Annotated in this window: 20 protein-coding genes; 12 read left to right on the top strand and 8 right to left on the bottom strand. The window is 64.8% G+C overall.

Going from position 1 to position 18,496, the window contains the following annotated elements; translation table 11 throughout:
• Positions 1 to 4: 4 nt before the first annotated feature.
• Complete coding sequence (locus ACQUQF_RS11085) at positions 5 to 151, bottom strand: rubrerythrin-like domain-containing protein (protein WP_435178724.1); 147 nt, start codon at positions 149 to 151, stop codon at positions 5 to 7.
• A 538-nt stretch (positions 152 to 689) separates the two neighbouring features.
• On the opposite strand from ACQUQF_RS11085, the gene ACQUQF_RS11090 reads away from it, so the two are divergent.
• From ACQUQF_RS11090 to ACQUQF_RS11120, 7 genes are all read left to right on the top strand, one after another.
• Positions 690 to 935, top strand: a complete 246-nt coding sequence (locus ACQUQF_RS11090; RefSeq protein WP_435178726.1) for a hypothetical protein — start codon at positions 690 to 692, stop codon at positions 933 to 935.
• Positions 928 to 2,316 (top strand): ammonium transporter, encoded by a 1,389-nt coding sequence (locus ACQUQF_RS11095; RefSeq protein WP_435178728.1) that lies wholly within the window; start codon positions 928 to 930, stop codon positions 2,314 to 2,316. Before ACQUQF_RS11090 ends, ACQUQF_RS11095 begins: the two co-directional genes overlap by 8 nt.
• Positions 2,309 to 2,668 carry a P-II family nitrogen regulator gene (locus ACQUQF_RS11100; protein ID WP_435178730.1) on the top strand — a complete coding sequence of 120 codons (360 nt, stop codon included), beginning with the start codon at positions 2,309 to 2,311 and terminating at the stop codon, positions 2,666 to 2,668. The genes ACQUQF_RS11095 and ACQUQF_RS11100 overlap by 8 nt, the downstream gene beginning before the upstream one ends.
• Positions 2,669 to 2,780: 112 nt before the next feature.
• On the top strand, positions 2,781 to 3,776 hold the full coding sequence (locus tag ACQUQF_RS11105) for a hypothetical protein (RefSeq protein WP_435178732.1): 996 nt from the start codon (positions 2,781 to 2,783) through the stop codon (positions 3,774 to 3,776).
• Positions 3,769 to 4,038, top strand: coding sequence for a hypothetical protein (locus ACQUQF_RS11110; RefSeq protein ID WP_435178734.1), 270 nt, complete (start codon positions 3,769 to 3,771; stop codon positions 4,036 to 4,038). Before ACQUQF_RS11105 ends, ACQUQF_RS11110 begins: the two co-directional genes overlap by 8 nt.
• Positions 4,039 to 4,102: 64 nt before the next feature.
• Positions 4,103 to 5,065 (top strand): transcription initiation factor IIB, encoded by a 963-nt coding sequence (locus tag ACQUQF_RS11115; protein ID WP_435178736.1) that lies wholly within the window; start codon positions 4,103 to 4,105, stop codon positions 5,063 to 5,065.
• A 118-nt stretch (positions 5,066 to 5,183) separates the two neighbouring features.
• Complete coding sequence (locus ACQUQF_RS11120; RefSeq protein ID WP_435178738.1) at positions 5,184 to 5,720, top strand: hypothetical protein; 537 nt, start codon at positions 5,184 to 5,186, stop codon at positions 5,718 to 5,720.
• A gap of 61 nt (positions 5,721 to 5,781) precedes the next feature.
• Here the strand turns inward: ACQUQF_RS11120 and ACQUQF_RS11125 are convergent, their stop codons facing one another.
• From ACQUQF_RS11125 to ACQUQF_RS11140, 4 genes are all read right to left on the bottom strand, one after another.
• Complete coding sequence (locus tag ACQUQF_RS11125) at positions 5,782 to 7,122, bottom strand: phosphoribosylamine--glycine ligase (RefSeq protein ID WP_435178740.1); 1,341 nt, start codon at positions 7,120 to 7,122, stop codon at positions 5,782 to 5,784.
• Between the two features lie 24 nt (positions 7,123 to 7,146).
• Positions 7,147 to 7,338, bottom strand: a complete 192-nt coding sequence (locus tag ACQUQF_RS11130) for a hypothetical protein (RefSeq protein ID WP_435178742.1) — start codon at positions 7,336 to 7,338, stop codon at positions 7,147 to 7,149.
• 96 nt (positions 7,339 to 7,434) lie between these two features.
• Positions 7,435 to 8,691, bottom strand: coding sequence for a cation:proton antiporter (locus ACQUQF_RS11135; protein WP_435178744.1), 1,257 nt, complete (start codon positions 8,689 to 8,691; stop codon positions 7,435 to 7,437).
• A gap of 382 nt (positions 8,692 to 9,073) precedes the next feature.
• The gene (locus tag ACQUQF_RS11140; protein WP_435178746.1) at positions 9,074 to 10,753 is read right to left on the bottom strand and encodes a right-handed parallel beta-helix repeat-containing protein; all 1,680 of its coding nucleotides are present in this window, start codon (positions 10,751 to 10,753) and stop codon (positions 9,074 to 9,076) included.
• 468 nt (positions 10,754 to 11,221) lie between these two features.
• Between ACQUQF_RS11140 and ACQUQF_RS11145 the strand changes: the two genes are divergently transcribed.
• Positions 11,222 to 11,743 carry an ArsR family transcriptional regulator gene (locus ACQUQF_RS11145; RefSeq protein ID WP_435178748.1) on the top strand — a complete coding sequence of 174 codons (522 nt, stop codon included), beginning with the start codon at positions 11,222 to 11,224 and terminating at the stop codon, positions 11,741 to 11,743.
• A 31-nt stretch (positions 11,744 to 11,774) separates the two neighbouring features.
• Positions 11,775 to 12,722 (top strand): DUF3179 domain-containing protein, encoded by a 948-nt coding sequence (locus ACQUQF_RS11150; protein ID WP_435178750.1) that lies wholly within the window; start codon positions 11,775 to 11,777, stop codon positions 12,720 to 12,722.
• A gap of 16 nt (positions 12,723 to 12,738) precedes the next feature.
• Here ACQUQF_RS11150 and ACQUQF_RS11155 read toward each other — a convergent pair whose 3' ends face one another.
• The 3 genes from ACQUQF_RS11155 to ACQUQF_RS11165 form a co-directional block, all read right to left on the bottom strand.
• Positions 12,739 to 13,095, bottom strand: coding sequence for a DsrE family protein (locus tag ACQUQF_RS11155; protein ID WP_435178752.1), 357 nt, complete (start codon positions 13,093 to 13,095; stop codon positions 12,739 to 12,741).
• A gap of 119 nt (positions 13,096 to 13,214) precedes the next feature.
• Entirely contained in the window at positions 13,215 to 13,520 is a 306-nt protein-coding gene (locus ACQUQF_RS11160; protein WP_435178754.1) for a putative quinol monooxygenase, read from the bottom strand.
• Positions 13,521 to 13,679: 159 nt separating this feature from the next.
• Positions 13,680 to 15,110, bottom strand: coding sequence for a dihydrolipoyl dehydrogenase (locus ACQUQF_RS11165; protein WP_435179526.1), 1,431 nt, complete (start codon positions 15,108 to 15,110; stop codon positions 13,680 to 13,682).
• Positions 15,111 to 15,578: 468 nt separating this feature from the next.
• Here ACQUQF_RS11165 and ACQUQF_RS11170 point away from each other — a divergent pair, with 468 nt between their 5' ends.
• From ACQUQF_RS11170 to ACQUQF_RS11180, 3 genes are all read left to right on the top strand, one after another.
• Entirely contained in the window at positions 15,579 to 16,196 is a 618-nt protein-coding gene (locus ACQUQF_RS11170; protein ID WP_435178756.1) for a carboxymuconolactone decarboxylase family protein, read from the top strand.
• Between the two features lie 210 nt (positions 16,197 to 16,406).
• The gene (locus ACQUQF_RS11175) at positions 16,407 to 16,835 is read left to right on the top strand and encodes a hypothetical protein (RefSeq protein WP_435178758.1); all 429 of its coding nucleotides are present in this window, start codon (positions 16,407 to 16,409) and stop codon (positions 16,833 to 16,835) included.
• An 88-nt stretch (positions 16,836 to 16,923) separates the two neighbouring features.
• Entirely contained in the window at positions 16,924 to 18,363 is a 1,440-nt protein-coding gene (locus tag ACQUQF_RS11180; protein ID WP_435178760.1) for an FAD-dependent oxidoreductase, read from the top strand.
• Positions 18,364 to 18,496 lie beyond the last annotated feature (133 nt).

Here is an 18,496-nt window from a genome sequence, read left to right on the forward strand (position 1 = left end):
GCCCCTACTCGCGCGGGACCCCGACGTTGCGGAGCCGCCCCCGGCACTCCGGGCAGGTCGACCGGTGCTCCTCCGCGGTGATCCGCGCGAGGCACTCCCGGCACTCGTACTGTCTCGTCGCTCCGGCCATATCTGGGATGTGTTGGACCATGGCAGAGTCAGGTTTCACGTGAATACTGTAAACACTTGCCTAATACACCCTATTAGTGTACAACGGGGGCGGCGATTAGGTTGAGTTATGGAATCGAATCGCAGTATTTCCATACGCCTGCTCGATTACTCCTCCTCTCCGCATCGGACCGCACGAAGGCGCCGGTATCGGCCCTCGTCCGGGCTGACGAACCGCCGCGGTTACGACTGAGAACTTTTACATTTGTGTTGTATATGGAGAAATTTTGGAAATTCACAGATTTATTTCCCTTATATGGTCTCTATTCGGTTAACAATACCATCACGAATTAGGTGATCGTGCGGAACCTTTTAGTGAATGATAGCTGTTGCCAGACGGTGTAGAAGATGAACGGACGAATGTCGAATTATGAGCCATCTATAGGTGAGAGGCAGAATCAAAGCGAACTTTCAGACAACAACTGGGGGACAATAGCGTGAAAAACAACACGAACGGTTCAGACGACGAAGGCACCGCTGCGAGCGAACGCACGAACGTCACCGACGGAGCTGACAACCCGATGGACGACGCCACCCCACCCGCGACAGAATCGACCGGCGCCGACGACGGGAGATACGCCGAACTGACCCTCGCCGACGACGCGGTCGTGATGTACGACCGCACTCGCACCCACGCCTGGATACAGTCGGACGTCACCTACCCGGCCGACGACTCGGTCGACGCCGACGATCCGGTCGACCGCGAGCGCGACCTCGCGGCGCACAACGCAACGCGTCCCGTGACGGGAGGTGACCTCGATGGTTGACCTCGCCGCACTCCAGCAGTTCACCGAACTCGCGAGCGGGGTCAACACCGTCTGGGTGCTGACGGTGTCGTTCCTCATCTTCTTCATGCAGCCCGGCTTCGCGCTGCTGGAGGCCGGTCAGGTCCGGGCGAAGAACGTCGCCAACGTCCTCATGAAGAACCTGCTCGACTGGGGAATGGGCGTCATCGTCTACTTCCTGGTCGGGCTCGGCATCGCCGGCGTGGCCGCAACCCTGACCGCGTCGGGGTCGTCCGGGCTCGCCTCGTCGTTCGGCTACATCAGCGACCCCGGCTCGTGGGTCAGCTGGCTGTTCGGCGCGGTGTTCGCGATGACCGCTGCGACCATCGTCTCGGGCGCGGTCGCCGAGCGCATCAAGTTCAAGGCGTACGTGTTCTACTCCATCGGCCTGACCGCGGTCATCTACCCCGTCGTCCAGGGCTTGGCGTGGGGCGGCGGTCTGCTGTCCTCGAGCGGCTTCATCGGCGCGGCGCTCGGCGTCGGCTACCTCGACTTCGCGGGCGCCACGGTCGTCCACATGCTGGGCGGGGTCGCCGGCCTCGTCGGCGCGTGGATGGTCGGCCCGCGGCGCGGCCGCTTCGACGAGACCGGCGAGAGCCGGCCCATCCCCGGTCACTCCATCACGTTCGCGGTGCTGGGGACGTTCATCCTGGCATTCGGCTGGTACGGCTTCAACGTCGGGACCCAGGCCACCGTCCTCGCGGTCGAGGGCGGAGCGCTCACCTTCATGGGCGAGGCGCTGGGCCGGGTCGCGCTCAACACCACGCTCGGCATGGGCGGCGGCGCGGTCGCGGCCGCGCTCACCACGGTGTACACCGAGGGCAAGCCCGACCCGCTTTTCACCGCAAACGGCCTGCTCGCGGGCCTGGTCGCGGTCACCGGCGCGGTGCCGCACGTGACGTGGTGGGGCGGGCTCGCCCTGGGCGTCATCGGCGGCGTCCAGACGCCCATCGTCTACCGGTGGGTCGTCGACTCGCTCAAGATCGACGACGTCTGCGGCGTGTTCGCGGTCCACGGCAGCGCGGGCGCCGTCGGCACCCTGCTCATCCCGGTGTTCGCGGTCTCCGGCTTCTCGGGCGTCCAGTTCGCGATGCAGGCCGTCGGCATCGGCGTCATCGCGCTCTGGACCGTCGTCACCACCTGGCTGGTGTTCAAGCTGGCCGACGTGACGGTCGGGCTCCGGGTCGACGACGAGGACGAACAGCTCGGCCTGGACCGGAGCGAGCACGGCTACACCGCTTACCCCGAGTTCATCGAGGGGACGACGGGCGAGTCGGGCCGGCGGCGCTCGGGCGCCGGCGATGGCGGCCCGGTCGCCACCGACGGCGGCGCTGCCGACTCGGAGGTGAGCCGCGATGACTGAGACCGACGCAGACATCGAACTCGTGATGGCCGTCGTCCGGCCCGACCGGCTGGGCGAGGTCAAGGCCGCGCTCGCGGAGGTCGGCGCGCCAAGCCTCACCGTGACCGACGTCAGCGGCCGGGGCAGCCAGCCGGCCAAGACCGAGCAGTGGCGCGGCGAGGAGTACACGGTCGACCTCCACCAGAAGGTCAAGATCGAGTGCGTCGTCGCCGACGTCCCCGCCGAGAAGGTCGTCGCCGCCATCCAGGAGGCGGCCAACACCGGCGAACCGGGCGACGGCAAGATCTTCGTCCTCCCCGTGAGAGACGCGGTCCAGGTCCGCACCGGCAAGAGCGGGGTCGACGCGGTCTGACGGCGCGGTGGGGAGACCGACGCCGCCCGGTGGCCCCGTTCTGACGATTCCGCCGGACAGGTACTTCGATCGCTCGCTCGGAATACTCGACGGAACCAGTCCATTCGATTTCATGTCACGCACAGCCCAGAATTTCGATCGGTCCACCGACGCCGACCGGCCCGCGCTCGACGACCCGGAGGCGACCGCCCGCGAACGGACGGCGTTCATCGAACGCGCCGTGGCCGACGCCGGCGCCGACGGCGTGGTCGTGACCCTGACCGGCGACGTGGACTCGACTGTCGTCGCCGGACTCGCCGTGGAGGCGCTCGGTCCGGAGTCGGTCCGGGGCCTCGTTCCGACGACCGACGCGGAGTCCGACGGCGGCGACGGCCACACGCTCGCTCGGCGGGTCGCGACCGAACTCGGCGTCGCGACCCGACCGCTCGATGTCGCGCCCTACGTCGACGCGCTGACCCGGACCGTCGTCGACCACGCGGATCTGCTCGGCCCGCCGGAGTCGCGGCCCTCCTCACGCTTCGGCGACCGGGCCCAATCGCCCGACGCCGAGGTCCGCGCCGCGGCGTTCCGCAGCGCGGTCGCGGTCTCGCTCGGCAAGCTGGCCGCCTCGGTCGAGGCGACCGCGTCCTCCCGGCTCGTCCTGGGACCGGGGACTCGGACGTCGCTGGTCGGCGCCGCCCCGGTCCGGGCCCGGGAGCCGGGCGTTGACCTCCTCCCCCTCGGGGACCTCTACCGTACCGAGGTTCGACAGCTCGCCCGACACCTCGACGTCCCGACCGACTGCGCCGACGTCCCGCCGGCCGACCCGCGGTGGTTCGAGCGGACCGCGACCGCCGACGGGCCGCTCACCGCCGAGACGGCGGACGCCATCCTCTGGAAGCTGCTCGACGACGGCGCCGGCATCGAGCAGACCGCCGACGCGCTCGACGTGGCGCCCGCGCTCGTCGGCCGGGTCGCGGTCCGGTACGCCCGGCGCGCCCGGCGACGGACGACGGACGAGCGACGGCCGACTGATGACCGATGGCCGACCGACCCGCGGCCGGCGGGCGGGGCGACACGGACCACCGAGTCGCGGTCGCCCCGGCCGCGCGACTGGGGAGGTGACTGACGCGGCGACCCGGCGGTCGTCCCCGGTCGAATCGACTGCACCCCGCGACCGAACCGGCCTGTCGCCCGCCGAGATGCGCGAGCAGGCGGCGACCCCCTCCGCGAGAATGTCGACGAGGCCGACGCCGACGGGGGTCGTCAACAGAGCGGCGGCGTGGCACGTCGACACCCGCAACGAGCGGGCGACGCCGCCGACGCCCCGCCGGCGGGCGGCCGCCGACCGGCCGCGGTACTTCCACGAGGTCGAACTCAACTTCGGGTGAGCGGACGCGGCCCGAACGCCCGCTCCTGCACAACTGTTACCCGTGTACGCACCGAACGCCGTGTATGGAGAGGCTCCGTCGGCAAGGCGAGCGCGACGAAAGCGAGGACCAGAAGGAGGAGACCGGGGGCCGGCGGCGGTGTCCGGAGTGCGACTCCGTCGAACTCGTCAAGAGCGCCGACGAGACGGAGCTCACCTGCGAGGACTGCGGCGTCATCCTCGAGGAGGAGACCATCGATCGCGGGCCGGAGTGGCGCGCGTTCAACTCACAGGAGCGCCAGAGCAAGTCTCGGGTCGGCGCGCCCACGACGAACACGATGCACGACAAGGGGCTGACGACCACCATCGACTGGAAGGACCGGGACGCCTACGGCAACTCGCTCTCCTCGAAGAAGCGCAACCAGATGCACCGCCTGCGCAAGTGGCAGCAGCGGCTCCGCACCAAGGACGCGGGCGAGCGCAACCTCCAGTTCGCGCTCGGCGAGATCGACCGGATGGCCTCGGGGCTGGGCGTCCCGCGGTCGGTCCGCGAGGTCGCGTGCGTCATCTACCGGCGGGCGCTCAACGAGGACATGATCCGGGGGCGCTCCATCGAGGGGACGTCGACCGCCGCGCTGTACGCCGCCTGCCGGAAGGAGGGCATCCCGCGGTCGCTCGCGGAGGTCGCGGAGGTGTCCCGGGTCGAGCGCAAGGAGATCGGCCGGACCTACCGGTACCTCTCCCAGGAGCTCGGCCTGGAGATGCGCCCCGTCGACCCCAAGCAGTACGTCCCGCGGTTCTGCTCGGAGATCGGCCTCTCCGAGGAGGTCGAGGCCAAGACCAACGAGATCATCGAGACCACCGTCGAACAGGGCCTGCTCTCTGGCAAGTCGCCCACGGGGTACGCGGCCGCGGCGATCTACGCGGCGTCGCTGCTCTGCAACGAGAAGAAGACCCAGCGCGAGGTCGCCGACGCCGCCCAGGTCACGGAGGTCACCATCCGGAACCGGTACCAGGAGCAGATCGAGGCGATGGGGCTCCGCGAGTAGCGCCCGTCGCGGAGACGTCGGTCGGTAGACCGCTGGCACCGCTGGGCCCGCCCGTGCTCCCCCGAACCGGTGCTTGCAACTTTTAGCCGGGGCGGCCGAAGCATCGGCCGCCCCATCCATGAGAGAGCGCGTCTCGCAGCTGGAGGTGGTCCGGAGCTGGCTCGATCGCGAGCGACGCAAGGGCGACGTCGACCTGTCGCTCCCGGGCGAGGGCGCCGACGACTGGCAGCTCGTGGGCCAGCTGTTCGCGCTCCGCCCGTTCCAGGCCGCGTTCGTCTGGCGCCACCCGGTGACGTGGTACCGGACCGAGCTCGACGAGACCGCGTTCCGACGGCTCGGGGTCATCGAGGGGCCCCGCGACGAGTCGTGGCGGAAGCTCTCGCCCGACGGCACCATCGTCGGCGCGGCCCGGCGCATCCGCGAGGACGACCTCCGCGGCCGGTTCGAGGACGTCGACGTCGACCACGTCCGGCGGCTCGCGGCGCGACGGCCGGCGGCCGAGCGCATCGTCTGCTTCCGCCGGGGCACCGCCGCCCCGTACGTCGCCGACGGCAACCACTACGCCACCGCGACCGCGCTGCGACTCCTCCGGGACGGCGAGTACGAACCCCAGCAGGCGTACCTCGGCGTCCGCCGGTATCCGAGCGTCCGGTAGACGAGTCCGGATCCGGTCCGCGCTCTGTCGCCCCGACTCAGTCGGTGTTTCGCGGACAGAGTCAGTCCGCGCTCCGCGAACCGACCGAGTCCCGCGGCCCGAGGTACCCCCACGCGTGGAGCCGGTCGCCGTCGCCCTCGACCCAGCGGTCGCCGACGTCGTCGCGGTAGTAGAGGTTCGGGATGATGACGTCGTCGACCCGGTCGTAGCACTGCACCCGGGCCTCCCGCATCGTCTCGCCCTTCCCGGTCACGACCAGCGGCATGCCGGACTCGCCGGCGGCGCGCCACTGGCCGTCGACGTTCTTGGCGTCCTCGATGTGGACGCCCTCCCGGTCGCCGTCCTCGAAGACGATGGCGGCGTTCCGGGAGTTCTCGTCGTACGTCTTCTCGTCGTCGAACGGGAACGGCGGTAGCACGATCCGGACGCCGACCTGGTACCCCCGGTGGACCCGGAGGTCGGGGTCGCGGCCGTGCGCGAGGTCGTGGAAGAACTCGCCGGTCGGCGACTCCATCGCCTCCTCCTGGAGCGCGATGGTCGGGTAGCCGAACCGGGGCGTGAACTCGAGCGGGTAGACCCCGGTCGCGTTCACGATGCAGTTGAGGTCGATGCTCCCGACGTACCCCTCGTCGGCGAGCCAGTCCTCCAGCCTGCCGAGGGTCCGCTCGAACAGCTCGTTCCGGCGGCTCCAGAACATCGAGGTCCCCATCTCACCGGTCGAGGGGCCGATGTTGCCGGGGAACAGCTTCTTGTGCTCGAAGTTGAAGTTGACCGGCTCGACGAACCGCTCGCCGTCGAAGAACCCGCAGACCGCGACCTCGACGCCCTCGACCTTGCGCTGGAGCTGGAACCCCTTCATCCGGTGGCCCCACGCCTTCTCGTAGGCCCGGAGCACCTCGACGACGTCGCTGCCGTCGTCCTCGGTCCCGACGTACAGCAGCCGCTTGACGTTCTGGACCTCCCCGAGCGGTTTGACGACGTACGGCGCAGGGTTCTCCTGAACGTGCCGGATGCCCTCTTCGAAGCTGTGGAAGATGTGGTGTTCGACGGTATTGACCCCGTGCTCTTCGAGGATCTCCATCGCGTAGCCGCGGTCCTCCTCGAGATGGTCGGTGTTCGGCGTCCCGCCGACGACGGCCTTCCCCTGCTCGCGGAGTTCCTCGGCGAGCGCGCCGGTACCGATGTCCGGGCCGACCCAGATGTCGTCGAAGACGATCACGTCGGCCCACTCGACTTCCGCACGCCAGTCGTCGGTCTTCGGCACGAACCCGTCGGCGATCTCCCGGTCGCGCTCGGCCTCGATGTAGTACTTCACGTCGTGGCCCTCGCCGTGGATCTGCCAGGCGAGGTCGCCGATCAGCGCGGCGTCAGCCGAGACGAAGAGGAACCGCTTTGACTCCATGACTCCGTCCAACGAGGGCCACTGTTAAAAGGGTGCGTCGAACCTGCCGTCGACGCCATCGCCGACACCGCCGGGCGTCGCCGCGTGCCGCGTCCGCGTCCCGACACCGGTCGTCGCGGTCGCGCGCTCCCCGTCGTCGGCACGACCGCTGTACCACTGATACCACCCGAAGCCGGCCACTGCGGCAGTGGCGGCTAACACGCACCGCCGGCGCATTGCCGCCGCTGTGTGACGGGACCGCACAAAGGCTTTCAGGCCCGCGCCGACGGTATCGCTCGGAGGAGTCGGTTCGGAACTCTCCGTGGGACCGTCCTAGTCCGCGTCCACGGCCTCCTCCATCGGTTCCAGGGTTCCCGTCGTCCGGAGGACGTAGGGCATCAGGAACCCCTGGATGACGATGCTGAGGACGGCGACCCCGAACACCAGCGCGCCGAGCGTCTCGCGGTACGGCAACGCGTTCGGGATCGACAGGAACAGCGCGATGGGGATGACGGTGTGCATGCCGCCCCAGACGAGCACGTGCTGGTACTCCAGCGGAACCGCGCCCGCGGTCGTCCGGTTCACGATCCGGATCACCGGGTAGACGGAGACGGCGCGGACGAACAGCACCAGCACGGTCCCGACCAGGATGAGTTCCGCGTTGTTCAGCAGGTGGTTCACCGGCACGCGAACGCCGACCAGCACGAAGAGCACGGTCGTCGCGAGGAACGCCGCGGTCCGCCAGATCTCCTCGATGAAGTCGACGGTCTCCGGGTGGATCACTCGCGCCTTCCCGTGCGTCCCGACCAGCAGCCCCGCCGCCACCACCGCCAGCACGCCGCTGAGATGCAGCACCTCCTCGGCGAGCAGGTAGCTCCCGTACGGCAGGATGACCAGGAAGAGGAGCTGGGCCATCTCCTCGACGGTGTAGCGGAGGACGACAAGGACGAGCCCGCCCGTGACGGCCCCGACGAGCAGACCGCCGAGGCTCACCCACGTGATCTCGGCGGCGACGTCGACCAGCTGCGGGACGGAGACGAGCCCCTCGATCGACCGGCCGGTCTGGACCTGGCGCCAGACCAGCGACAGGACCGTCGAGAACGTCACGATGGCGAAGCCCTCGCTGAGGTGGCTCTCGGTCTCGGCGAGCACGCCAAGCCGCGCCGGGGCGTCCGTGTCGCGGAAGATGGCCAGCACGCCGACCGGGTCGATGGGGTAGATGATGACCGCGAACAGGAGCGCGATCACGAGCGGAACGCCGAGCGCGTGGCTCCCGAGCCAGCCGAGCAGCAGCACCGCGAGTGGGAGGCCGAGCACCACCATCAGCAGCGCCTCCGGGAGCACGTCGGTGAAGTGATCGGGCTTCGTCTCCTCGGCGCCCTGGAAGACGATCGTCGGGAGCAGCACCTTCATGATGAGGTCCGGCGAGAGGTCGAGACTGAACTGGAACCGCGACACCGAGATGGCGAACCCCACGAGGACGAGGGTGACCGTGAACGGGATCGCGACCCGCCTCGCCAGGGTCCGAACGACGGCGGCGATGCCCAGGATGAGGACGAGTTCGGCCAACAGGACGACGAGCTTGCTCACGTGGACCGTCCCGAAACGCGGCGGTGCTTGCACGGCCGGTCCGACGGGGAGTCGACGACGCTCGGCGGGTCCGGCGGGTCCGGACGACCGACTGCGTCCACGAGCCGGGTTCCCGAGTGCGGCTCGCGTGCCCTCCCCTCGAAGTGCCGTCGAGCAGCACCCGCTCTCCCCGGCAGACTTCGCTCCCTGACCGCACGTCGGCGTCCCGCGGGCGTCACCGCGTCCACCCCGAGCGCGCGCGAACGGACATCGGCGCGACGATCGCGACCATTCGACCGACGGTTGGGACTTGACGCGGAAAAGGCTGGTAGCCACCCGCAATCTACGGGACGTGTCGCCTCGGTGGGGACTGCGGGAGTGGTACCGACGGACGGGGCGTGCGTCACGGCACGCTCGTGAACACGTCGAGCGTGCCGCCTTTCCGGCCGATCGTTACCGTCGCGCCGACGAAGTTCCCGTCCGCGTCCGTCTCGTACGAGACGTCCTCGACGCCCCCGTTCGCCCGTCCGAAGTCGAGTTTCGGGGGCCGCGCGTACGGTCGGTCGAACTCCACCGCGACCTGCTTGCCGTCGGCGCTCGCAGAGACGCCCCGGTGAACGCCCGTCGGCGGGGTGTTGTTCCGGACGCGCGACGTCGGACTCGCGAACCGCCACGGCGCCGTGCCGTCCGCCCAGTTGCCCTCGTAGACGTTCCCGTCGACGGCGTCGGACTCGGCGATCGCCGGGCCGCCGCTCTGGCGGACGCTGTTCCCGCGGACCCGTACTCCGCCGTCCCGGACGGCGATCGACGGGGTCGGCTCCGACGACCGCCGGTTGTTGTGTTTGACGTAGTTGTCGGCGATCTCGTTGCCGGTCGGCGACGCCGACCCCCCGACGACGATCCCCGCCGTCCCCGCGTTCCGGACCATGTTGTTGCGAACGACCGTGTTGCTCGCGCCGTCGAGACGGACGCCGGCCCGCCCCGTTTCCGCGATCTGGTTCCCGCTGATGAGGCTGTCCGCACCGCCGACGAACCTGATTCCGGCGAGCCCGGCACTGGTGAGCGTGTTCTGCTGGATCGCCACGTCCCGAGCCGTACTGTCGACGTGGATGCCGTGACCGCTGTAGTCGTAGAACTCGTTGTTCTTGACGGCGAGGTTCCTGACCCGGTCCACGTCGACGGCGACCGCCGCGAACCGGGTCGTCTGGTCCGTCTTGAGGTCCTCGGTCTCCTGGAGGCTCACGTTGTTCTGGATGTTGACGTTCTTGATGGCGCTCGGGCCGCGAACGTGGCAGAACGACTTGTGCGAGCCGAAGCCGACGTTGCCGTAGACGCCGACGTACCCCTCCCCCGAGGAGGAGGCCGTGTTCCGGGCGATGCCGACCAGGCTCCCCTGGACGCTGTCGCCCAGGAGGTTCCCGAAGACGGAGACGCTCTGGGCGGTGGCGCTCCGCCGCCCCGACGGCCAGAGGTCGCAGGCGACGGGCCGGTCGAGCCCCGTCGTGACGACGTTCCCGAAGACGACGTGACGTCTGCCGGCGAGCTGGACGCCGCGGTCGCCGTACTCGTGGATCTGATTGTTGAAGATCCTGACGCCGGTACACTTCTGCGCGACGCTGATTCCGCTGCCGCCGTTGCCGTGTTTGACGGGGTACGTCCGCCGGATGGAGCTCCGCTGGATCGACACGTTCGACGCGTCGCGGACGGCGATGCCGTGGAGGCGTTCGGCCTTCCGCGGCTGTCCGGACGGGTTCCCGTGATACCCGATGCCGCGGATGTCGATCTCCGAACACTGGCTGTTGTGGCCGATACGGAAACCGCCGACGTCGGCGCTGTTCGCGGGTTTGATGAGCGTCTGGACGCCCGGGCCCACGACGGTCACGCCGTCGACGTCGATGTCGAGCCATTGCGTCGTCCGGTACGGTGCGTTCTCGTCCGTGATTCGTACTGTATCCCCTGCCGAGAGATCATCGAATGCCGATTCGAGTTCCCCCCGGGTCGTGACGACGGTGACGTTCCCCTCCCCGGTCTGGGGAGCGGCCGCCGCCGCGGACCTCGGGCTCGTTTCCGAACACCCTGACACGGTTCCCGCCGACGCCGCCAACAGTGCGCAGAACGTCCGACGCGGAAACTCCTCCATGCGATTACCAACCGGTGAGACGGTCGTAGCCTCTTTGGCCGACGGCGCAGGTGGCCGGAACCGGTCGGAATCCGGTCTAGGTGGCTCTGAATTCGGTTCGGGCCAGGTTCCAGTTCTCGGGGTCTCGGTATTAGGGGACCGTTGAAGCGGTCGCGTTTCATCTTCGTCTTGGCCCGTGGTAACGCAGATGACTCCAGTAGGTCAGGATGGGAACTCACTCTGTTATACCGACCTACCGTTGGAACTTCTTACACCGTTCTCCGATTCGAGCGGTTGAGGGTATCGAGGCCCGTGTCTCTACGGACCACTGCATCTCTAAGTACGCTACTGTACCGATGCCGGTGACTTTCGGAGATTCACTTACCCCGAACTCACCAAACGAACTTGGTACTCCGTAGCCAATATCATCTCATGGGAACAATTGACACGGAGGGCGAGGTGTACAAATGCCAGCACTGTGGGAACGTCTCGGTCGCTAACCTAGTAGCCGATACTGACGAGGAGAAACTAACGTCCACGGATGCGCAGTCAGCTAACAGTCCGGAGTTGGCCGACGTCCTTCGGGACGTGTTCGGCATCTCCGAGACGGGCCTGAACATCTGCGTCCAGCTCATGGAAGAAGGAGAATCGACGGCGGGAGACCTCGCCAAACATCTCGATATGGACCGAAGTACCGTCAGCAGGCAACTCAACCACTTGACCGACCTCGGCCTGCTAGAGAAACGTCAGCGCCTGCTCTCTGATGGTGGCTACGTCCACGTCTTCACACCGGTAGACGTCGAGGAGGTCCGCCAGCGACTAACCGTTGGACTCCACGCGTGGATGGACGACGCACTCGAACTGGTCGAAGACATCAACCGCGAGAAGGTGAAGGCGTTGGCCCGAGCCGATCAGAGTGAACGCGAAAAAACCGACATCTACTGGGATACGTAGGGCTTTCAGCCTACCGTTCGAACCGCCTCCAATGCACGTCCGACAGGTCATCCCACAGGACGCCATCCCGAGTATCGACGAGCCGACGTTCGCCGAGGAGTATTTTGGTGAACCAGATGATGAGATGATTGTGGTAGAACGGGACGGTGACGTTCGTGCATATCCTGTCCGTATTCTCCACTACCACGAGATCGTTAACGACGAATTCGGTGACGAACCCGTTGCGGTGACGTGGTGTCCGCTTTGCGGAAGCGCTGTGGTGTACGAGCGGAAGGTAGGTAATCAAATCCTCACATTTGGCGTGTCTGGCAAACTCGCTGACGACGATCTCGTCATGTACGACCGAGAGACAGGGTCAGAATGGAAGCAGTCACTCGGCGAATGCATCGCAGGAGAACTCGAAGGGACGACGCTGAGCGTCTCCCCCGCATCGATGGTATCGTGGGCGACCTTCCAGGAGCGCTATCCGAACGGAGTTGTCCTCCAACCGACTGATGCAAAGAGCGAAGCAGCAAGCGAAACCGACGAGCCAGAATCGATCGACTACGACGCGCAACCGTACGAAGACTACTTCCAGAGCGACGGGTTCGGACTCGGCGCACACCGTGGCTCCGAGAGCCGGACGTGGAGTCGGGACGACCTCGATCCGAAAACGGTCGTTCTCGGTATCGAACTCGATGGTGACGCAGTCGGATTTCCGCTCCCACGGGTGCGAGAAAATGGAGGGGTTGTGACGACTGCTGTCGGTGGAACTGACGTCGTCGTATTCGCGTCTAGTGAGGGAATCCACGCATTTCGGAATCCGGGCTACGGATTCGAGAATACCGAGCGAGGAGCATTCAGAGCTGACGGAACGACATGGGACGTCGCAACAGGTCGCTCGGAGGACGGGCGGCGTTTGGAACGAGTACGCGCAAAACGATTGTTCGCGTTCGCGTGGCAGGACGACCACGGCCCGAACGCGTTCTACCCGCCGTAACGAGACGATTCAGTTCTTAGAACGTGATAATCTCGTAGTCGTCGTCGACGAGGTTGCGAATACTCGGGTGCCCTTCGTTTTCGTCCAGCGTCACGACACCAGCGTCCTCGACGGCATTGCCAACGCCGAACGCCCCGGCGCAGTAATCGCAGACCGCCATGTCGTCGCGGACCGACTGATAGAGGTCGTGGTAGTCGTGGTCCTCGTCCTCCAGTTCGGGAACCCACTGTGTTCCGGCGCCGTCGAAGATGAGTTCGACGTCGTCGCCTTCCGTCTCGGCGAACTCCTTGGCAGCTTCGAGACCGTTCACGAGACGGCCCAGACCTGCATGCGATTCGGTTCCAGCCAGAATAATGATAGCTGCTTTTGCCATGACGGGCAAACGTTAGTCCGTGACACGTAAAAACCGGGTGACCACGGCTGTTCCGGCCGCGACTACGTTTGCTGCCTACTGTAATACTCTGAGCTGACGATAACGGAGTGAAATTCGGTCTACAGCTCGACGGTAGATGCATCCGCGACGTCGAACTGCGTCACTTCCGGCTCGCCAGCGAGGAGGTCCGGCAGTGCCTCCTCGAACTCCTGGAAGTGGTCCGTCTCCGCGTGCGCCTCGAACGCCGCCTCATCTTCGTACTGCTCGAAGAATCGGAACACGTTCGAATCGTCGATGTCCGTCGCGACTCGGTAGTCGATGACGCCGTCCTCGTCGCGGGACTGCTCGGCGAGCGACGTGATCAGGTCGAGCGCTTCGTCGTGACTGTCGGGGTCGATCGGAAATATCGCGTGAACAACGAGCATCGCACAACACCAAACGGGAAGGAGACGTAAAGTTGCTCGGCCGATGTGCACCGAGTCTACAACGTGGCGAGCGGATTTGGCTCTTCTTCCTTCGCAGTCGTCTCTTCTGATGGCAGCCTTCCTTAATCGGGGTAGGTTCCTGGTCGGCCTGTTTAACTGTTAGTGATGATGGTGGTGACTACGACCGCCGCGAGAGAACTGTCCAGTGAACGCCCGCTGGACGACTTCCGGCAACGCAGGGTGGATATGTACCGACTCGCGGATATCTTGGACAGTCCCAGACCCGGCTTTCATCGCGACGACGACCTCTTGAATGAGTGTCGACGCATCTGGTCCGATGATGTGACACCCCAGAATTTCACCCTCTAAGTCGATGAGTACCTTCACGAACCCCTCAGCGTGCATCGCGTCCCCGCGGGCGGTATCCTCGAAGCGGTACGTGTTCGTCGCGTACTCACGGTCCGCCGCTTGTAGTGCCTCCTCGTGAGCGCCTACGCCCGCGACCTCGGGCGACCCGAACACCGCGAACGGCATCGCCGTGTAATCGATTGGCTGGAGTTCGTCACCGAAGATGTTCCGTGCGACCGTCTGGGCCTCGTGATTGGCGTTGTGTTTCAGCAGGTACTCGCCGACGATGTCACCGAGTGCCCAGACGCCCTCGGCGGTCGTCCGCAGATACTCGTCTGTCTCGACGAATCCGTCGGCATCCGTTTCCACGCCTGCGGCCTTCAGGTTCAGCGTGTCGGAGTTCGGCGTCCGGCCAGTTGCGACCAGCAGTTCGTCACCCGTGATGCTCACCGAGTCGACAGGCTCTCCTTCCTGCTCGTCCGGCGGGTACGCTCGCGCGTCCACCGTGACCTCCCCACCGGATTCGGACGCGGTGATCGCCTCGTAGCCCGTGTAGACATCGAACCGCTCGGCGTACCGGTCGGTGAACGCCTCCGCAACGTCCTCGTCGGCGGACGGGAGCAAGTGCGGTCGGCGGCCGATGATGGTCACGTCGCTGCCGAACGTCCCGAAGAAGTGGCCTAGTTCGGCCGCGATGTACCCGCCACCGACGATGACCAGGTGGTCCGGCGGTTCCTCCAATTGGAGCGCCTGCTTGCTGGTGAGGTAGTTTACTCCCTCGATGCCCTCGATGGGTGCGGTCCACGGTCGGGATCCGGCGGCGATGAGGACCGTATCCGCTCGGAGCCGAGCGCCGTCGTCCGCGCCGCCCTCGACCTCCACCGTCCGCTCGTCCACGAAGCGGGCCTCGCCGTCGAACAATTCGTGCTGGGACGACGACTCTAACCCGTTGCGGATGGACGCCGCGTCGCCGTGGACCTCCTCGTTGACCTTCTGCACGATATCCGCGAAGGCGACGTCAGTAATTTCCGCCGAAATGTCGAACTCCTCCGCCTGCTCTACGGTTTCGACGATGTCTGCGTGGTACAAGAGCATCTTCGAGGGAATACAGCCACGATTCAGACACGTTCCGCCGAGTCGCCCCTTTTCGACCACCGCCACAGACTGGCCCTGATTCGCCGCCACGTTCGCCACGTCCAACCCCGATCCCGACCCGATGACGAGAAAGTCGAACTCCTCCATGTTCTCAACCGAGACGCGCTGGAGTGATGAAAGCTCTCGCCGCGCCCGTCCTCGCCGGTACTTCGAGATAGGAATCGGGTATTGATAGAAGGTGTCTAGCCCGTGAGCGTCCTGCCACGCGAACGCAAACAACCGTCGAGCTGGCAGACGTTCGAGTTGACGCCCATCATCACCTTCCCTGGTTACGCCATCCCATGTCGTCCCGTCGGCGTAGAACTCATCGTCTCTTGGTTCGAATCCCGTTTTGGACTGCATTCAGAGTGGCAATTTCGTAGTCCTCGATAACGTAATCGACGCCGAGGAAAGAATTGCCGGGGTTTAGGATTTTTCGGAACCGACTCAGATTCAGTAGTGAACCGATTTTGCGTAGGAATTCTTCTCGTAGTACGTGTCTCGTTGTCAACGGACGCGGCCGAAGACACCCCGAACGTCTCACCTAAACAGGTCCTTAGCATACCGTGTCATACGATGGCAATCGAAAACCCACACGAAACCGGACCGCGCGTCGAACCGACGAGTCCCGAGCACGTCCAAGAGATTTTGGAAGACGCTCCCGAAGCAGCCAAGGCGAATATGGAGCGGGCCGAGGCTATTCTCGGCGCCCTTGAAGACGACGAGATCCCTGAGAACTACGATAACCAGGAGGACTGGGGATTCACGTTCACCGGTGTCCTCGCGCATCATCCAGAGACGTTCAAAATTTGGTGGGCAGAGGAAGGCCAAGTGTTCTCGGAAGGGGAGCTAAGTCGCGGGTTCAAGGAATTACTCGGCGCCGTCGTCGCCCACGAACGTGGCGCATCGATTTGCATCGCCTGGCACACGACGAGTGCCGCGCTGGAAGACATCGATTCCAAACGGTTCAGTGTCGCCGCAGACTTCGAGAATCGGAAGGACGAACTGCCTGCCGAGGAACGAAAAGCGATCGAATTCGGGGTGAAAAGCGTCCAGGAGCCTGCCGACGTAACCCAGGCTGAGATAGACGAACTGAAGGATCTCGGATACACCGACGCGGATATCGTGGAGTTGATGACGACCGCTGGCACGGCCGCGAAGTTCGCGAACTTCGCACTCACGTTCGACATCTGACGGCCTGCGAAGACGTTGAGTCTGCCGCCTATTCTGACGTTAGAACGTTTGCCAGGTGTTAGTGTGAGAGCTATCTGCAGCGACTCAGCTACATCTATTCTAGCTATCTGCTCTTGAAGGTAAGCGGGTAACCGTGAACTAACGGAGTAACGAAATACTCAGATTACGTTTATTACTTACCCGGGAAAACCAAGTTACCAGGAGTAACCTATGGTGTCACTCATCAGCGGACTCGTGGGCGGATTGGTCGCAACGATCATAATGACGGTTTTCATGATGACGCTCGGAGGTGATTCACCGCCACCGACCGCACTATTCTGGTCAAAGTACGTCGGAAACGGTGACCCAGGCGAGTATATGATGCAAGGAATGGTTCTCCACATGCTCTACGGCATCATCGCCGGTGGCGTGTTCACAATCGGCGTCGGTATTTTCGGACTGAGCGTCGCCCGTCTGGGAAGCGGCTTGCTCTGGGGACTCGCATATGGTGTCCTTCTCTTCATCGGCGCAGCAGTGTTTTGGATGAACATCGTCCTCGACCTCGATGCGGAGATGAAGATAGTTGGCATGTTCCTGTTCTTCCACCTCGTGTACGGTGTAGTCCTCGGTGCGTGGACCGGTCTCAACATCCTCGCATGAACAAGAGAAAGAAAATTCACATGACAGAGCCCAATTCGCTCATAGAACGCAAAACGACTCTGTACCAACGAATGGCGGTGCGCCGCTTATGACAAACCCATTCGTCATCATCGGTGGAGACGCTGCCGGACTCAGTGCCGCGAGTAAACTAAAGCGTGAAGACCCGGACCGAAACGTCATCGTCTTCGAGAAAGGCCGCTGGGTGTCCTACGCGCACTGCGGGATGCCCTACTACGTCAAGGGTGAGGTCGAATCACTCACCGAGTTGCTTTCACTGACGCCGAACGACATCGAAGATCGGGGAATCGACTTACGACGAGGCCACGAAGTGGTCGCCGTCTCACCAGAGGACCAGACGGTCACAGTCGAAACGTCCGATGACCGATTCGACCAACCCTATGGCGAACTACTTGTCGCGACGGGCGGGCGGGCTATCACCGCTCCATTAGATGGTGCATCCCTCGATGGCGTGTTCACCATGCACGGCCTCGATTCGGCGGCCGCACTTCGAGCGTATATCGAACCCGTCGGGGCGGCCCCGTCTGATGACTTCGGCGTTGACTACGTGGATACGGATGTCGTCGACCGGTATGCATCCGTAGAACCACCGGAGACCGTCGCCATCGTCGGTGGCGGCTACGTCGGCGTGGAGATGGCGGAAGCGTTCTCCGCTCACGGCCTCGATGTTCACCTGTTCCAACGGTCGGAGCACGTATTGCCGCCGTTCGGGGACGCCGTCGGTGAGCGCGTGGCAAACCAACTCGAAGACCGCGGTGTGACGCTCCATCTTGGCACAGAAGTTAGCGAGCTGCGAGGCCGCAGTAGCCTCGAGGGAATCGCATACGGGAATCAGGTGCAATCGGTCGACGCAGCAGTTGTCGGCGTAGGCATTCGTCCGAACACGGACTTCCTCCGGGGCTCGGGAATCGAATTCGGTGAAACCGGCGCTATCGCTGTTGACAAGTACGGACGAACGAATTACGATCAGATATTCGCCGCAGGCGATTGTGCCGAAATGCATCACGTGGTGACCGACGAGTCTGCGTGGGTTCCACTCGGATTAACTGCGAACCGCGCGGGGCGAGCTATCGGTCAAACGATCGCGGCCGATCCGACACCGGTCGGAACGGTCGCAGGCACGGCAGTAGTCAAAGCGTTCGACCTCGGCTGCGGCCGGACGGGGTTAGTGAACGAGAACGAAGCACGAGAGGCCGGGTTCGATCCGGTCTCTGAAACGATTACGGCATCGTCGCGATCGGGGTACTATCCAGGTGGTGACGAGACGACGGTCACGTTGACTGCCGACAGGGAAACAGGTCGATTACTCGGTGGTAGTATAGTCGGCCGGGATCGGGCCGCTAAACGGATCGATACCCTCGCAACTGCACTTGAAGCGGGTATGACAGTAGACGAAGTAGAACGACTTGACCTCGCATACGCACCCCCATTCAGTCCGGTCTGGGACCCTGTGTTGACGGCGGCTAAGGTGCTGAACGGCAATATCCCAAACGCGAAAGCGAGGGAGTGAGTAAGGCGATACTCTACCACAATCCCCTGCTCACTGGTCGCTCCGATGCTGGGGACGGTAGCGACTCACCCGGTATCGAGAAGGAACGAACTCAATTCCTCCTGATACGCTTCCAGACGGTCATCCAACACCA

The sequence above is a fragment of the Halorussus sp. AFM4 genome (genome assembly GCF_051194995.1).
In the GTDB taxonomy this organism is placed as follows: domain Archaea; phylum Halobacteriota; class Halobacteria; order Halobacteriales; family Haladaptataceae; genus Halorussus.